We start from the raw sequence: 13,870 nt of genomic DNA on the forward strand, positions 1-13,870 counted from the left end.
GATGCGGTGACGGCCGGCATCGAGCCGGCCGACGGCGGGATCACCCCTTGAGATTGTCGAGAATGGTGGCGTACTCGTCCCGCTTCTCCTTCAGATAGCCGGCCGCTTCCTGGGATGGCTTGAAGTTGGGGATGAAGAAGGCGCGTTTCTGCTGTTCCTGGATCTCGCCCTCGTCGTAGATCTCGGCCAGGGCATCGTCGATGCAGTGGATGGCGGCCGGGTCCATGTCCTTGTTGTAGAGGAAGAAGAATTCCTTATCGAAGGTGAAGTCCTGGTCCGCGTTCATCGGCACGTGAACGTTCGGCTCGACGTACTGAAGCAGCTGTTCGCGGGTGGTGTTGCCCATGCCTTCTTCGTTGGCCTGGGCGATGGTGTCGTGACGCGCGGTCAGCCATACGAAGCGCATCGCCTTCTGGTCGTCCGCCGGCAGTTGGGTATATTGCTCGTTGGCCTGGACCGAGCCCTGGATCACATCCGCCAGCCCGTCGAACAGCATCTGGTTCTTGTCCGCCTGGGAGCCGGTATTGACCGCGACGAGATTGTCCTCCTTGCCCGGATACTTCAGACGCACGGCGTTCTTCAGCGCGGAGAAGCCGATTTCGGAGACGCCGCCGGGCTGGATCGCCACGCGTACTTCCTTGCCGTTGCCGGCGGCATCGATGATCTCTTCCAGGCTCTGGTAGGGCGAATCCTTCGGCACCAGATAGGCATTGCCGGGATTGATGGCGATGGTCGGCCCGACCACGTAGTCCTCGAAGATATCGCTATAGCCGTTCACGCCGTAGAGATTGCCGAGATAGGACTGGTCATGGAAGATCATCACGGTATTGCCGCGGCGACTGCGCTCCAGGGCGCGGAATGCCGCCATCGCGCCGACCGCATCGACCTTGGCGTTGATGTCCAGCTTGTCGGCCAGGCGATCGACCACGATGCTGGAGTTTTGATAAGTGTCCCCACCCGTCGAGGTGGAACCGATCACCACCCGCAGATTGCCGGGTAGCGGACAGTCGTCGGCGGCCTGTGCCGATGTCGTCAGGCCAATGGCGGCGCTGGCCAGCAGCGCCAGGCAGGTACTGCCCCAAAACGGTTTCATGATGCGTCTCCCCTTTTGCCGTACCGCTATCCCACTCCGAAGCGCCATCTGCCGCGTCGTTCGGCCGGTGGGTGGTAAATGATAGCGTTATCATTCAACGCGACTTGCACGGTAAAGAAGGCGACTTTGTCAGACAATTCGACTTAGGTCGTCAGACCAAAGTCTGACGATACATATGCCGGGGAATCAATCGGATACAAAACGGGCCCGGCGTTGGCCGGACCCAATAAATAGCTCACCAGAAAGGCGACTTAGGGAACGCTGATTTATGTCGCGAGCGATGAGGGGCTGATCGCCGCCGGAGCGCGGGAGCCGGAGTTTACGCGGTGTTGAATGAGGACTCTGAGCACCGCCGGCGATCAAGATATCTAACGCAGCAATAAATCAGCGTTTCTCAGGCGATGGTGACATCCTTGGACAAGTAGACATCCTGGATCGCGTTGAGCAGCTCGATGCCTTCCTTCATCGGCTTCTGGAACGCCTTGCGTCCGGAGATGAGGCCCATGCCACCGGCTCGCTTGTTGATCACAGCGGTGCGTACCGCTTCGCCGAGATCGGAGTGACCCTTGGAGCCGCCACCGGAGTTGATCAGCCCGGCCCGCCCCATGAAGGCGTTGGCGACCTGATAGCGCGCCAGGTCGATCGGGTGATCGCTGGTCAGCTCGCTGTAGACCTTGTCGTGGGTATGACCGAAGCCGATCGCCTTGTAGCCGCCGTTGTTCTCGGGCAGCTTCTGCTTGACGATATCGGCCTTGATGGTCGCGGCCAGATGCACGGCCTGGCTGGTGAGGTCGGAGGCGACGTGGTAGTCGGTACCGTCCTTCTTGAATTCCGGATTGCGCAGGTAGGACCACAGCACCGTGACCATGCCCAGCTCGTGGGCCCGCTCGAAGGCTTCGCTGATCTCCTGAATCTGGCGGCGACTGTCCGGCGACCCGTAGTAGATGGTCGCACCGACGGCGATGCAGCCCATGTCGTGCGCCTGTTCGACCTGGGCGAACAGGGTCTGCTCGTACATCGCCGGCAGCGTCAGGCTCTCGTTATGGTTGAGCTTGAGCATCAACGGAATCTTGTGGGCGTAACGGCGGGCAACCGACGACAGCACGCCGAGGGTGGAACAGGCGCAGTTGCAACCGCCCTGCAGCGCCAGTTCCAGGATGTTCTTAGGATCGAAGTACATCGGGTTGGGCGCGAACGACGCACCGGCGGAGTGTTCGATGCCCTGATCGACCGGCAGGATGCTGACGTAGCCGGTACCCCCCAGACGCCCGAAGTTGAACAGCGTCTGCAGGTTGCGCATCACGTGCGGGCTACGATCGCTGTCGGCGAACACGCGGTCGACATAGTCGGGGCCGGGCAGGTAGAGATCCTCTTTCTTGAACCCACTGCAGGTATAGCTCAGCAGGCTGTCGGCTTCGTCACCCAGCAGCTTGGCAATATCGGTCATGATGCGTTTCCTCTCTCCTCAAGATGGGTCATCCGGGGAATCTCGACTTGCGCGGCTTCCCTGCAGCTGCCCGATAATGGCCGCCCACGTCGGATGCCGCGCAGCGTCCACGAGTCCACGAAAGCCGAGCTCGGTGGCAAATCGTCCTCGATCCCGCCGCCTTCATCGTTCATCGTGCCGCCTCGACAGACCGCCCCCTCTCCGTCACGACGAATCCGAGCCCAGCCGAATCCGCCAAAGAATAAGCGACATTGCGTCGCAGTTCACGCCTCTGCACGCTTTCTGCATCGCCTGTCGCCCCGATGGTACGCCATGACGGGCCCGACAAGATTGTCACGATTCGTATCCTGGCGGTGGTTGATAATTGTCATGTGATAGTTCCGAGTACCATGACGACCTTGATCATAGTCCGGTTGCGCGACGCTGCGCGATGCCGGCCGCCCGCGCTCGATCCGCCCGGCGACGCGATTTGTTATGATGCTTCCCTTTGCGTTCGAAATCCGGGAACCGTTCATGTCCATCATGCGAGGCTTGCTGTGGCTGCTCGCCTTTCTGCTGCTCGGCCAGAGCATGGTGCAGTTGCTGCCGATCCCGTTGCCAGCGGGGGTGGTGGGCATGCTGCTGCTGACGCTGTGGTTCGTCCGCCGGGGCAAGATGAATGCCGACGTGGTGGCGGTGAGTCATCCGCTGATCGCCATGCTGGCGCTGCTGATCATGCCCGGCGTGGTCGAAATCTTCTTCGTCGCCGGACGCTACGCCGATCAGGCCGGCGCGATCCTGACCGCGCTGCTCGTCGGCACCCTGCTGAGCGTCGCTTCGAGCCTGTGGCTGATGCGCCGCTACATGCCACCGCTGAACGAAACCGACCATGAGTGAGTTGATCCGAGACTTCGCGCGCTTGCCGCAGACCTGGTTCGAGACGCCGATCGCCGCCATCGCCCTCACCCTGGCGGCGTATTTCGTCGGTGTCCGGCTGTTCAAGCTGATGCGACATCCCAGTTGGTTTCCGCCGGTGGTGATCGCCGCGCTGTTGATCGCCGCCGTCATCGCCCTGCTGCCGATCGGCGTCGAGGACTACAACCGGGGGGCCGCCTGGTTGACGCTGCTGCTCGGCCCAGCCACCGTCGCGCTGGCGGTTCCGCTCTACCAGCAGTTGCCGCAGATCCGGGCGCTGTGGCGACCGATTCTGATGACGCTGCCGTTATCGGCGACCCTGGCCGCCTGCTACGCCCTGCTGATCGCCTGGGCCATGGGCGCGCCGCCCGAGGTGCTGGCCTCGCTGGCGCCGAAATCCGTGACCTCCCCCATCGCGCTGAGCCTGACCGAGGAACTCGGCGGCTCCACCGCGCTGCTGATGGGCGCGCTGATGGTGACCGGGATAACCGCGATCTTCGGCGTGGAATGGCTGAGCCGCTGGCTGAAGATCCGCGATCCTCGCCTCATCGGTCTGGCCCTGGGCATCAACGGACACGCCCTGGGCACCGTGCGCGCCTTCGAGATCAGCCATCAGGCCGGCGCCTTCGCCTCGCTGGGCATGAGCCTCACCGGCGCCTTCACCGCCGTCGTATTGCCGGTGGTATGGCATCTGTTCGTTTGACCCAGGCCCAGCGAGCCACTACGCCGAACAGGATATGGCCGACCGTGCTTTCTGGGTTACCTAAGCGACACCCAACTTCTGCCAAGCTCAGCTCATGGCATTTATCTTTACCTTCGCCATCATGGGGCAAAACACACCTTTAACGAAACTTTTTGGTGCATCAAATAATAGAAATAGATTTCTCCACCCACAGGCTTGACAAGCCCCCGCCACCTTGTCATTTTTAACAAAAGCGTGGGAGAAAGCAGCGCTGCTTCTATATACCCATGCGATTTTTCATCTAACATATCGGCAACAGAGCCCTTTGACGCCATCCGCGTCGAAGGGCTTTTTTTTGTCTTTTGGCCTGGAAAAGCAGATAAACCATGAGTTATTCATCGTGCAAAATCGGCATCTTGATCTCTACCACCGGTACTTATAGCGCCGTCGGCGAGTCGATTCTCAACGGATGTCTGCTGGCCTGCACCCAGGTAAAAGCATCGGCGGGGTTCCGCATAAAGCTGGAGCCGTTCCACCTCGATCCGGCGGGTGAGATCAGCCGCTATGTGGAAAGTGTCAAGCATTTCATGGCCGCGGGCATTCGCCACATTGTCGGCTGCTATACCTCCATCAGCCGCAAGGAGGTGACCCCCTTCCTGGAAAAGGCCGATGCCTTGCTCTGGTATCCGGCACATTATGAGGGATTCGAGACATCCGATCATGTGATCTATACCGGGTCGGCACCCAATCACCATATTTCGCCGTTAATCGACTACCTAAGCGAGCACTACGGTGACAGAGCCTATTGCATCGGTTCCAACTATATCTGGGCCTGGGAAAGCAACCGAGTCCTGCGCGAAGGCATCTGCCGGGGCGAGGACAATATCATTGCTGAGAAGTATCTGCCCATCGGCGACCTAGTGACAAACGAAGTGATCGAGACACTCATCAGGGCAAAGCCAGACTTCATCTTCAATACTCTCATCGGAAGTTCCAGCTACGACTTCTTTCGCAAGCTCCGCGCCGCCTGCCGCAGGAAAGGCATCGACCAGATCGCCGATTACCCGGTGGCGAGCTGCAACCTTTCCGAGTCCGACCTTCAGAGTACCGGACCGGATGCCTGTGACGGCCATATCAGTTCCAGCGTCTATTTCACCTCGGTACGCACACCTGAAAATCAGCAATTTCTGAAAGATTACCGAAATATGTTTCCCTTTGGCCCGGAGCCTTCGGTGGAGGCCGAGGCAGCCTACATGGCGACAATCCTGCTCGCCAAGGGCATCAACCAAGTAGGCAACGATACCCCGGAGCGGGTACGAGCAGCGGTGCGCGATCTTTCCTTTGCTGCCCCCCAAGGACCAGTGAAGCTTGACGCAGAGAACTATCACGCTTGGCTCACGCCACGCATCGGTCGCTCGCGCAAGGATTTCAGCTTCGAGATCCTCCAGGAGGCCGTCTCGCCAGTACGCCCGGACCCTTATTTGGTTAATGCGCATAACGAAACGGCCGCCAGGGGCTTAAAACCGCATTTGAGGGTTGTGACATGACGCCACGGATGACCCAAAATTTCAGCCGCCGACGGGCATTGCTGGTCTGCAAGGCGGGCTACGCCACAGAGCATCTGGAAAGCATGCTCGTCAAGCTCGGTCTGACCGTCGAATACGTGCCTCTGGAGGAGGGCCAAGCGGCACTATCGCTAAATGAACTGGACCATCATCGGGACATTCTCTTTCTGGACGGCGACCTGCCGTCACCGCTAGGCGAGGCATACGGCACCACGCCACCGGTGCCGCTGATCGGGCTGGTGGGACTGGAGGCGCCCAGCCGCCTCAAGGCGCTGCTCAATGCCGGGGCAACCAGCTTTTTGAAGAAGCCTGTACACGGTTCCTGCGTCTATTCGGCGCTGTTTCTCGGCGTTAACGAGCACCGGATGCGCTTCTCCCTTAAGAAGAGCGCCGAGAAGCACGAACATAAGCGACACCAGCGTAAGGCACTCATCAAGGCCATTCTCAACCTGATGGAGGTGAATTCCATAGATGACGATACAGCCTATGAAATGCTGAGAAAGGAGAGCATGAAACACCGCATGAATATCGAGGATTACTCCCAGCATTTGCTGGATGAATGCAGCTTTCGTGACGTGCGTTACCAATCCAACCACTAGTCCTACCCACACTGAATAAAACAAACATCAACCAATAACTCATAACTGGCAGGACACCATAATGAATAAAATACTGACACCCATCATGATGGGCATGGGGTTGCTCGGTCTCAATTCCCCGCTGATGGCAGAGGAATCCATCAAACTTGGAGTACTGGAGGATCAATCCGGTGACTTCGCTGTAGCGACCATTGGAAAGGTACACGGCATTCAGCTTGCCACCGAGGAGATTAATGCCGACGGAGGTATCGATGGGCGACCACTGGAGCTGGTGATCTACGACACTCAGTCAGATAATACCCGCTATCAGGAATTCATGCGCCGCGTACTGCAGCGCGACAAGGTGGATGCGGTGTTCGCCGGCTTCTCGTCGGCTTCCCGCGAAGCGTACCGCCCGATCGTCGACCAGTTCAAAGGCCTGGCCTTTTATAATAATCAGTATGAGGGCGGTGTCTGCGATGCCAATATGATCGTGACGGGTGCCGTGCCCGAGCAACAGTTCTCCACGCTCATCCCCTATATGATGGAGAAGTACGGCAAGAGGGTTTATACGATTGCCGCCGACTACAACTTCGGTCAGATCTCCGCCGAATGGGTACGTGACATCGTCAAGGAGAACGGTGGAGAGATGGTCGGCGAGGAGTTCATCCCGCTCGGCGTGTCGCAGTTCTCACAGACTATTCAGAACATCCAGCGTGTCCAGCCGGATTTCATTGTCACCCTGCTGGTGGGCACCGCCCAGTCTTCATACTATGAACAGGCCATGTCCGCCAACCTGCGCCTACCCATGGCTTCCTCGGTGAACGTCGGTCAGGGCTATGAGCACAAACGGTTCAACCCACCAAGCCTTGCCAACATGTACGTGACGACGAACTATATCGAGGAAGTCGACACGCCGGCCTCCAAGGCCTTCCTGGAAAAATGGCATCAGAAATTCCCGGACGAACCCTATGTTAACCAGGAGGCCGAGAACTCCTACCTCGCTGTCTATCTTTACAAACAAATGGTTGAGCGGGCCGGGTCCACTGATCACGACGCGATCCGTAAGGTGATCGCCGAAGGCGACGTATGCATGGATGCACCTGAAGGCAAGGTCTGCATCGATCCGAAGAGCCAGCATATGTCCCACACCATCTACCTTGCCCGCGTCGGCGAGGACCACTCCATCACCTTCCCGAAAGTGTGGAAGAACATCAAACCTTACTGGCTTGGCGATGCTGGCTGCGACCTGACTCAGTCCAACCCCGCTACCCAATATACCCCGTCCAACCCGCCATCGAAGAACTGACGGATGCTGCGCAGAGCGGTAGCCATGGCGACCGCTCCACCCTAACGAAACGCTCTGAATCAGGAATCTAACCATGGCATTCCTAAGCGAACTATTCGCCTTTCTCTACCAAGCGGGTGATGCCTTCGCCTTCCTGGTGCTGGCGGCCTGCGGCCTGGCCATCGTGTTCGGCATGATGGGGGTCATCAATCTGGCCCACGGCGAATTCATTCTCTGCGGCGCCTATGTGTGCGCCACCGCGACACGTCTGGGCATGCCGCTTCCTCTGTCGGTACTGCTCGGCGCGCTGGTCGCCGGCATCGTCGGGATGATTCTGGAACGGCTGGTAATCCGCCACCTCTATCACCGCCCGCTGGACACCATTGTTGCCACCTGGGGCATCAGCATGATTGCCACCCAAGGCACCCTGATCGTGCTCGGCTCGACCCTGCCTGGTACCGGCACGCCGCTAGGTAGCTTCACCCTGGGCGACTATTCCTTCTCGCAGTACCGCCTGGTGCTGATCGGCACGGCGCTGGCAACGCTGGTCGGGCTCTATCTGCTCTTCACCCGCACTCGCTTCGGCATTCTCGCTCGGGCGACCATCCAGATGCCACACATGGCCCAGGCGCTGGGTATCAACACTGGCCTCGTCTATAGCCTGACCTTCGGCCTCGGCGCGGGGCTGGCCGGGCTCGCTGGCGGCCTCTATGCACCGACCATGACCCTAGTGCCGACTATGGGCAGCGCCTTCCTGGTGGAAGCCTTCGTCACCGTAGTGGTGGGCGGGGCGGACATCTTCCTCGGTACCGCGCCCGCGGCGGCGATTCTCGGCGTCATCAAGGCGGCGTTGACCTCTTGGTACGGCCAGTTGGCGGGGCAGATCGGCCTGTTGCTCACCGCCATCGTGGTGATTCGCGTGATGCCGCGCGGCCTGTCCGGCTGGCTGCTGCGTGAGAGGGGGTGACGGATGGCTAACTCACCTCACAAGATGCTCTTCCACAAGCGCTTGGAAGGCCCACAGACCCTCGGGAAGGGAAAGGGCTTCTGGAGCGGCTTCCTGCTGGTATTGGCGGCGGCCTGTGTTTATCCGCTATTCGCCGATGGCTATGACGTGGGAAACAACGTCTATTTCTTCAACTGGGTATTCATGGCACTGGGACTGTGCCTGATCTGGGGCTACGGCGGCATTCTCAGCTTCGGCCAAGTGGCGTTCTTCGGCATTGCCGGTTACTGCTACGGCATCCTCACCATCAACTGGGGCGCGGCCTACGGGTTGAGCCTAGTCGCGCTGGGGCTGGCGGTGGTTGTTGCCGGGCTGGTGGCAGCGCTGCTGGGATACTTTCTCTTCTACGGTAGGATCAATGGCGTATTCCTCGGCATCGTGACGCTCTCCTTCACCTTGGTGTGCGAGCGCTTCATGGCCCAGACCGCCGGACCGCAGTGGACGGTGGGCACGGCGCGCCTGAACGGCTTCAACGGCATGGGCGGGATGCCGCCGCTGACGATTCCCTGGTTCGGCAACGACATCATTCTGTTCCCCGACGTGCAGCTCTACTACCTCATCCTGGCACTGCTGGTGGCGGTCTATCTGGGACTGCGGGTACTGCTCAACTCGCGCTTCGGCAACGTGCTGGTGGCGCTACGCGACAACCCGGAGCGAGCCGAGATGCTCGGCTACGATATCCGCCGCTACCAGCTCACCGCTTTCGTCATCGCCAGCATGCTGGCGGGGCTGAGTGGCGCGCTCTATACCGCCTGGGGCCAGTACATCACACCCTCGAGCATGGGTATGACCGCTGCTGCTCTGCCAATCATCTGGGTGGCGGTGGGCGGTCGCGGTGACATCACCACCACCCTGGTGGGCACCCTGCTGGTGCTAGCCGGCTTCCAGGCGCTAACCGTCTACGGTAGCCAGTATGCCCTAGTGCTAATGGGCGCGCTGCTGGTCATTACTGTGCTAGCAGCGCCCCAGGGGCTCGTCATGGGAGTGGTAAACCTCACCACGCGGCTGTGGCGGCGGTTCACCAAGGAGGCGCGTTCGTGACGACGTCAACGCCCATTCTAGAAACCCAGGGCCTCAATAAGTGGTTCGGCGGTCTGCACGTTACCAATGAGGTGGATTTTCGCCTCGATCCCGGCGAGATCCACTGCCTGATCGGCCCCAACGGCGCCGGCAAGAGCACCCTGTTCAAGCTGTTGCTGGGCGAGCACACGCCCAGCGCTGGGAGGATTTTGTTCGAGGGTAAGGAGATAACCATAGAGCCCTCTTTCGCACGCATCCGCCGCGGCATCAGCGTCAAGTTTCAAGTGCCGGGCATCTTCAAGGAACTGCGCGTGCACCACAACCTGGAGATCGCTCTGCAGAGGCGGCTCAAGGGAGACGCGCTGGATGCCGAGATCGAGCGCCTGCTGGGCTTTCTCAACCTGCGCGAGCAGGCCGACAAGCTGGCCGGCGCGCTGAGCCACGGCCAGAAGCAATGGCTGGAGATCGGCATGGCGGTGAGCCTACGCCCCAAGCTGCTGCTGCTCGACGAGCCCACAGCGGGTATGACGCCGGACGAGACCCACGCTACCGGCGAGGTGATTCAGGCGCTCAACGCCGAAGGGGTAACGGTACTTGCGGTGGAGCACGACATGGCATTCGTACGACAGATCGCTCAGCGGGTGACAGTGCTGCACTTCGGTGCGGTGTTCGCCCAAGGCACCATCGATGAGATCGTCGCCGACGACCGGGTGGCAGCCATCTATCTGGGACAAGGCTATGACTGACACCATTCTCAAGACCGCTAAGCTTGAAACAGGCTACGACAGCAAACCGGTGCTCCAGGGCGTCGACATCGAGGTCAAGCGCAGTGAGATCGTCGCGGTGATCGGCCGCAACGGGGTGGGCAAGTCGACGCTGATGAAGAGCCTCATCGGCCTGCTGCCCTGCAAGCGCGGCGAGTTGCTCCTCGAAGGCGAACCGATCACTAAGCTCTCCGCCCACCGCCGGGCGCGCCGGGGCATCGGCTACGTACCTCAGGGCCGCGACGTCTTCCCACGCATGACGGTGATGGAGAATCTACGCGCCGGCGAGTCCCTGGGGGCGCCCTCGCCCGGTATCTATGAGCGTATGTTCGAGTTCTTCCCGATTCTCGAAGAGCGCCGCAACCAGCGAGCCGGCACCCTCTCCGGTGGCCAGCAGCAGCAACTTTCCATCGCTCGGGTGCTGATCGGCAGCCCCAAGCTGGTGCTGCTCGACGAACCCTCCGAAGGCATCCAGCCCTCCATCGTCCAGGAGATCGCCCGCACCATGGTGCGCCTCAACCGGGAAAGCGGCCTCACGGTGATCTTCGTCGAGCAGAACATCGACATGATCCGCGCCATGGCCCATCGCTGCTACGTGATGGACAAGGGGCGCATCGTCACCGAACTCACCCCCGAGATGCTGGAGGATCGCGACACGGTCCGCCGCTATCTCTCCGTCTGACCACACGCGTATCACGAACACTCGATAAAGGAGCACAAGATGAGCTGGTTCAACGATTCCATCATGGCGCGCCGCGCCGTCGCCAAAGGCAAGCCCGGCGCCACCCATAGCCTCACCGAGGCGGTGCAGGGCAAGTACCACTACACGCTCGGCCCCTATGCCGAGCCGGTGCTGCGCATCCAGCCGGGGGATCTGGTCAGTGCCGAGACTCACGACGCCTTCGAGGGCAAGCTCAAGTCGGAGAGCGACAAGCCCAGCGAGCTGCTCAACCTGCCCTATCTCAACCCGCAGAACGGCCCCATCTACGTGGAGGGCGCCGAGAAGGGCGACTGCCTGGCGGTCTATATCAAGGAGATGCAGCCGCGCGGCCCGCAACCGCGCGGCACCACGGCGCTGATTCCCGAGTTCGGCGGCCTGGTCGGCACCGGCGACACCGCCGTACTCAACGCGCCGCTGCCGGAGCGGGTGAAGAAGGTCGAGGTGGATGCCGAGACCGGCGTGAAGTGGAGCGACAGCATCACTCTGCCCTATCAGCCGTTCATCGGCACCATCGGCGTCTCGCCGGAGATCGAGGCGATCAGCTCGCTGACCCCCGACTACTACGGCGGCAACATGGACCTGCCCGATGTCGCCCCCGGCGCGGTGATCTACCTGCCGGTGCACAGCGAGGGCGCCCTGCTCTATCTGGGCGACTGCCACGCTGCTCAAGGCGACGGCGAGCTATGCGGTGTCGCCATCGAGCACCCCACCGTGACCACCGTGCAAGTCGATCTCATCAAGAACTGGACCTTCAAGTGGCCGCGCCTGGAGAACGAGCAGTTCTACATGACCATCGGCTCCTCGCGGCCCATGGAGGACGCCGCACGCATCGCCTATCGCGAACTGGTGCGCTGGCTCGCAAGCGAGTTCGACTTCGACGAGATGGACGCCTACCTGCTGCTGACCCAGGCGGGCCGGGTACGCCTGGGCAACATGGTCGATCCCAAGTACACCTTGGGAGCGTCAATTCTCAAGTCCATCGTTGGACAGGCGCACTAAGGCTAAGCCTAGCGCCGGGGAGGCTGGCATGAAGTATCGGGTCGCTGCACTACAGTTCGAGCCGGAGATGTGCGCCAAGGCGCGCAACATCGCCGCCCTGAGCCGCCTGGTGGAGGAAGCCGCCGAGGCCGGCGCGCGGCTGATCGTCACCCCGGAAATGGGCCTCACCGGCTACTGCTGGCACGACCGGGAGGAGGTCGCGCCCTACGTGGAACCGGTGCCAGGGCCCGCCACCGAGCACTTCGCCGCCCTGGCGGCAAGACTCGGTGGCTACATCGTGTTCGGCCTCGCCGAGGTCGAGCCACGTAGCGGCCTCTACTACAACACGGCGGTGCTGGTGGGCCCCGAGGGGTATGTCGGCAAGCACCGCAAGAGCCATCCCTATATCGCAGAGCCCAAGTGGGCCGCTTCCGGCGACAGCGGCCATCAGGTGTTCGACACTTCGCTCGGCCGCCTGGCACTGCTGATCTGCATGGATATCCATTTCCTTGAAACCGCCCGGCTGGTGGCGCTGCAAGGCGCCGAGGTGATCTGCCATATCAGCAACTGGCTGGCGGAGCGGACCCCGGCACCCTACTGGATCAGCCGCGCAAGGGAGAACGGCTGCTATCTCATCGAGAGCAACCGCTGGGGACGGGAGCGCGGCGTGCAGTTCAGCGGCGGCAGTTGCATCATCGAGCCGGACGGGCGGATACAGGCCAGCCGCGACAGCGGCGATGGTGTGGTACCCGGCGAGATCGACACCGCTCGCACCACCGGCCCCAACACCCGTGAACGGCGTCCCGAGCATTACCGTGAGCTGCTGCATCACACCCACACCTGGAATCCGCTCGACTTCTATCGCCTCTACGGCCACCAGCCGTTGCCCCAGGGCAAGGAGAGCCGTGTCGCCGTGGCACAACTCGTATCCTCGGAGGATCTCGACGGCAACCTCGCCCAATGCCTGGCGCTGGCGGAGCAGGCGGCGGACGCCGAACTGGTGGTCTTTCCCGAGCTTTCGCTGACCGGTTTGACGGCGGGCGGCGAGAACGCCATCTCCCATGGTCACTCCGCCTTCGAACAGCTGCGCGAGGCCGCCGAGCAGCGCCGGCAGCACTACGTGGTAGGCTTCGCCGAAACGGCTGAGGGCAAAGGTTACAATGCCGCTGCGCTGGTAGGGCCCCAAGGTGTAGAGGCGATTTACCGCAAGATTCACCTGAGCGATGCCGACCGCGACTGGGCCACGCCGGGGGAGCGCTGGGTCACCCATGATCTGCCGCTGGGCCGAATCGGCCTGTTGATCGGCCATGACGCCGACTTTCCCGAAGCCGGGCGCATTCTCGCCCTGCGTGGTTGCGACCTGATCGCCTGTCCCGCCGCCGTGGCGGGGCCTTTCCACGGTCCCCACGCCGGCACCGCCATCGCCCAGGCCGCGCCGGTTCCCACCGGCGCCGACGATTACCACTGGCACCACTACCGGGTGCGCGGCGGCGAGAACAACGTCTACTTCGCCTTCGCCAATCTCCACGCGCCCGGTATCGGCCTGCCGGGATTAAGCGGCATCTTCGGGCCGGATACCTTCCACTTTCCGCGCCGGGAGGCACTGTTCATCGGCGAGACCGGTATCGCCCAGTTACACATCGACACCGCCAACCTGGCATCGCCCTACCCAACCAACGTCGTGCGCCGCAAGGATCTCGTCGCCATGCGACTACCGCACCACTACGCTGGCTTGCTGAACAGAAGGGCCGAGTAACGCCGCACCGCCGCCCACCCGCATGTGATCATCACAGGTTGGGCGGCTGCCAACGAAGAACTGATGACACTCAACTCT

General features: G+C 61.4%; 13 protein-coding genes. 11 read left to right on the forward strand and 2 right to left on the reverse strand.

Translation table 11 applies throughout. The features are described 5' to 3' along the window. Positions 1-40: 40 nt before the first annotated feature. Positions 41-1,093, reverse strand: a complete 1,053-nt coding sequence (locus DOM57_RS17205) for a type 2 periplasmic-binding domain-containing protein (RefSeq protein ID WP_110650420.1) — start codon at positions 1,091-1,093, stop codon at positions 41-43. A 394-nt stretch (positions 1,094-1,487) separates the two neighbouring features. Beyond that, a complete protein-coding gene (locus tag DOM57_RS17210) occupies positions 1,488-2,540 on the reverse strand; it encodes a class I fructose-bisphosphate aldolase (RefSeq protein ID WP_110650421.1) in 1,053 nt (350 codons plus the stop codon). 513 nt (positions 2,541-3,053) lie between these two features. On the opposite strand from DOM57_RS17210, the gene DOM57_RS17215 reads away from it, so the two are divergent. From DOM57_RS17215 to DOM57_RS17265, 11 genes are all read left to right on the forward strand, one after another. Next, positions 3,054-3,416 (forward strand): CidA/LrgA family protein, encoded by a 363-nt coding sequence (locus tag DOM57_RS17215; RefSeq protein WP_110650451.1) that lies wholly within the window; start codon positions 3,054-3,056, stop codon positions 3,414-3,416. Next, positions 3,409-4,137 (forward strand): LrgB family protein, encoded by a 729-nt coding sequence (locus DOM57_RS17220; RefSeq protein WP_110650422.1) that lies wholly within the window; start codon positions 3,409-3,411, stop codon positions 4,135-4,137. The genes DOM57_RS17215 and DOM57_RS17220 overlap by 8 nt, the downstream gene beginning before the upstream one ends. A 365-nt stretch (positions 4,138-4,502) precedes the next feature. Beyond that, a complete protein-coding gene (locus tag DOM57_RS17225) occupies positions 4,503-5,663 on the forward strand; it encodes a transporter substrate-binding domain-containing protein (RefSeq protein ID WP_110650423.1) in 1,161 nt (386 codons plus the stop codon). 8 nt (positions 5,664-5,671) lie between these two features. Continuing rightward, on the forward strand, positions 5,672-6,280 hold the full coding sequence (locus tag DOM57_RS17230) for an ANTAR domain-containing response regulator (protein WP_204353018.1): 609 nt from the start codon (positions 5,672-5,674) through the stop codon (positions 6,278-6,280). A 61-nt stretch (positions 6,281-6,341) separates the two neighbouring features. Further along, positions 6,342-7,568: an urea ABC transporter substrate-binding protein gene (locus tag DOM57_RS17235; RefSeq protein WP_110650425.1), complete on the forward strand. Its 1,227-nt coding sequence runs from the start codon at positions 6,342-6,344 to the stop codon at positions 7,566-7,568. 73 nt (positions 7,569-7,641) lie between these two features. Beyond that, the gene (locus tag DOM57_RS17240) at positions 7,642-8,514 is read left to right on the forward strand and encodes an ABC transporter permease subunit (RefSeq protein ID WP_110650426.1); all 873 of its coding nucleotides are present in this window, start codon (positions 7,642-7,644) and stop codon (positions 8,512-8,514) included. A gap of 3 nt (positions 8,515-8,517) precedes the next feature. Continuing rightward, on the forward strand, positions 8,518-9,594 hold the full coding sequence (locus DOM57_RS17245; protein ID WP_204353019.1) for an ABC transporter permease subunit: 1,077 nt from the start codon (positions 8,518-8,520) through the stop codon (positions 9,592-9,594). Then, entirely contained in the window at positions 9,591-10,319 is a 729-nt protein-coding gene (locus DOM57_RS17250; RefSeq protein WP_110650428.1) for an ABC transporter ATP-binding protein, read from the forward strand. Before DOM57_RS17245 ends, DOM57_RS17250 begins: the two co-directional genes overlap by 4 nt. Then, the gene (locus DOM57_RS17255) at positions 10,312-11,019 is read left to right on the forward strand and encodes an ABC transporter ATP-binding protein (protein WP_110650429.1); all 708 of its coding nucleotides are present in this window, start codon (positions 10,312-10,314) and stop codon (positions 11,017-11,019) included. The genes DOM57_RS17250 and DOM57_RS17255 overlap by 8 nt, the downstream gene beginning before the upstream one ends. Before the next feature lie 39 nt (positions 11,020-11,058). Beyond that, on the forward strand, positions 11,059-12,057 hold the full coding sequence (locus DOM57_RS17260) for an acetamidase/formamidase family protein (RefSeq protein WP_110650430.1): 999 nt from the start codon (positions 11,059-11,061) through the stop codon (positions 12,055-12,057). Between the two features lie 28 nt (positions 12,058-12,085). Next, positions 12,086-13,792: a nitrilase-related carbon-nitrogen hydrolase gene (locus DOM57_RS17265; RefSeq protein ID WP_110650431.1), complete on the forward strand. Its 1,707-nt coding sequence runs from the start codon at positions 12,086-12,088 to the stop codon at positions 13,790-13,792. Positions 13,793-13,870: the final 78 nt, after the last annotated feature.

Origin of the sequence: Salinicola peritrichatus, assembly GCF_003206715.1 — a bacterium.
GTDB lineage: Bacteria > Pseudomonadota > Gammaproteobacteria > Pseudomonadales > Halomonadaceae > Salinicola > Salinicola peritrichatus.

Excerpts from the sequence above, each read along its gene's own strand:
- DOM57_RS17215 (WP_110650451.1), top strand. The coding sequence starts at position 3,054 with ATGTCCATCATGCGAGGCTTGCTGTGGCTGCTCGCCTTTCTGCTGCTC.
- DOM57_RS17220 (WP_110650422.1), top strand. The coding sequence starts at position 3,409 with ATGAGTGAGTTGATCCGAGACTTCGCGCGCTTGCCGCAGACCTGGTTC.
- DOM57_RS17235 (WP_110650425.1), top strand. The coding sequence starts at position 6,342 with ATGAATAAAATACTGACACCCATCATGATGGGCATGGGGTTGCTCGGT.
- DOM57_RS17245 (WP_204353019.1), top strand. The coding sequence starts at position 8,518 with ATGGCTAACTCACCTCACAAGATGCTCTTCCACAAGCGCTTGGAAGGC.
- DOM57_RS17255 (WP_110650429.1), top strand. The coding sequence starts at position 10,312 with ATGACTGACACCATTCTCAAGACCGCTAAGCTTGAAACAGGCTACGAC.
- DOM57_RS17205 (WP_110650420.1), bottom strand. The coding sequence starts at position 1,093 with ATGAAACCGTTTTGGGGCAGTACCTGCCTGGCGCTGCTGGCCAGCGCC.
- DOM57_RS17240 (WP_110650426.1), top strand. The coding sequence starts at position 7,642 with ATGGCATTCCTAAGCGAACTATTCGCCTTTCTCTACCAAGCGGGTGAT.
- DOM57_RS17265 (WP_110650431.1), top strand. The coding sequence starts at position 12,086 with ATGAAGTATCGGGTCGCTGCACTACAGTTCGAGCCGGAGATGTGCGCC.
- DOM57_RS17225 (WP_110650423.1), top strand. The coding sequence starts at position 4,503 with ATGAGTTATTCATCGTGCAAAATCGGCATCTTGATCTCTACCACCGGT.
- DOM57_RS17210 (WP_110650421.1), bottom strand. The coding sequence starts at position 2,540 with ATGACCGATATTGCCAAGCTGCTGGGTGACGAAGCCGACAGCCTGCTG.
- DOM57_RS17260 (WP_110650430.1), top strand. The coding sequence starts at position 11,059 with ATGAGCTGGTTCAACGATTCCATCATGGCGCGCCGCGCCGTCGCCAAA.
- DOM57_RS17230 (WP_204353018.1), top strand. The coding sequence starts at position 5,672 with ATGACCCAAAATTTCAGCCGCCGACGGGCATTGCTGGTCTGCAAGGCG.